This window comes from Falsiroseomonas oryzae (assembly GCF_027856955.1).
GTDB lineage: Bacteria > Pseudomonadota > Alphaproteobacteria > Acetobacterales > Acetobacteraceae > Falsiroseomonas > Falsiroseomonas oryzae.
This window is the reverse complement of record NZ_JAPSMD010000766.1, coordinates 1-1,428: the sequence shown is the minus strand read 5'-3', so window position 1 is coordinate 1,428 and position 1,428 is coordinate 1. Positions and strand designations below refer to the sequence as shown.

Genomic DNA, 1,428 nt, shown 5'->3' with positions numbered 1-1,428 from the left:
CGCGCGCGAGGCCGCGTTGGCAATCGCGGCGACCGCCGGGCCAAGCGCCGTCTCGCCCGCGCCGCCGAAGCCTGCGCCGGCCGGCGGCTCCACCAACGCGACCTCCAGCTGGCGCGGGACGTCGGCCAGCGTCGGCAGGCGGTAGTCGGCGAAGCCCGCCGCGGCGACGGCGCCGGCTTCGAGGGTCAGTTCCTCGGTCAGCGCCGAGCCGATCGCCCAGACCAGGTTGCCCTCGATCTGCGCCCGCACGCGATCCGCATCGAGCACGCGCCCGCTGTCCTGCGCGCACCAGAGCCCGTGCACCGCGATGCCCCCGCGCCCATCGGCCTCCACCTCCGCCACCACCGCCGCCCAGGCGGCCTCCTTGTAGGGTGCGCAGCCGATGCCGAGCGAGCGGCCCGGCGGCAGCGCACGGCCCCAGCTAGCCATGTCGGCGGCGCGCCGGAGGCAGGCGGCGAGCCGCGGCTCTGCGTCCAGGTGGTCCAGCCGGAAGGCGAGCGGGTCCCGCCCCGCCCGCAGCGCCAACTCGTCCATCGCGCTCTCCACCGCGAAGGCGTTGGGCGCCGCGCCAAGCCCGCGCCAGGGCCCGGTCGGCACCGGCAGCGGCACGGCGTCGAACTCCACCCGCGCGCGGCCGGCAGCGTAGGGTGGACGTGCGCCGCGCGCGATGCCCGTGTCTCCCGTCACGGCGTTCGCCGCGCGCTGCAGCCACTCGGGCAGCACGGCGGCGGTGAAGATCACATGCCCCGAGACAAAGGCGTGCCACCACGACGCGACGCGCCCGTCCGGCCCGAGCCGCGCGCGGATGCGGTGTGAGGAGGGCGGGCGGTGGAAGGCCTCCCGGAACTCGTCCTCCCGCGTCCACTGCACCAGCACGGGGCGCGGTGCGACGGCGCGGGCGAGGCGCGCGGCCTCGAGCTCGACATTCGGCACGGTGCGCCCGCCGAAGGCGCCCCCCAGGCGGCAGGAGCGGACCACGACATCGGCCTTGCGCAGCCCAAGCCGGCAGGCGAGCACGGCGCGGACGAAGAAGGCGTCCTGCGTGCCGGTCCAGACCTCGAGCCGCCGCCGGTCGGCGGACCAGCGCGCCGTCGCGGCGCGCGGCTCGATCTGCGCATGGGCGGCCATCGGGACGTCGAGCCGAAGGTCGAGGTCCGACGGCCCATTGCGCTCGATCGGCGCATCGAGCAGGCGGTGCGGCAGGGAAGCGCCGCCCCGCGCGGCCAGGCGGGCATCCACGTCGGTGGCGCGGGCAAGATCGGCCGCGTTCCAATCCGACCCGCCCTCCCACCGCGCTTCCGCCGCGGCGATGGCCCGCGCCAAGGCGCCCGGCCGTTCGGCGAGCACGCCGGCCCAGCCCTCCCCCGCCGCGAAGGCGACGAAGCCCGGCACCCCCGGGGCGGCGCTCGCCGTCGCCCCGGCCAGCCG

The 1,428-nt window shown here is 77.7% G+C and carries 1 protein-coding gene; it reads right to left on the bottom strand.

The window, feature by feature from the left end:
• The coding region (locus tag OZN99_RS31480) for a molybdopterin cofactor-binding domain-containing protein (protein WP_270939130.1) at positions 1–1,428 on the bottom strand (1,428 nt) is incomplete at both ends.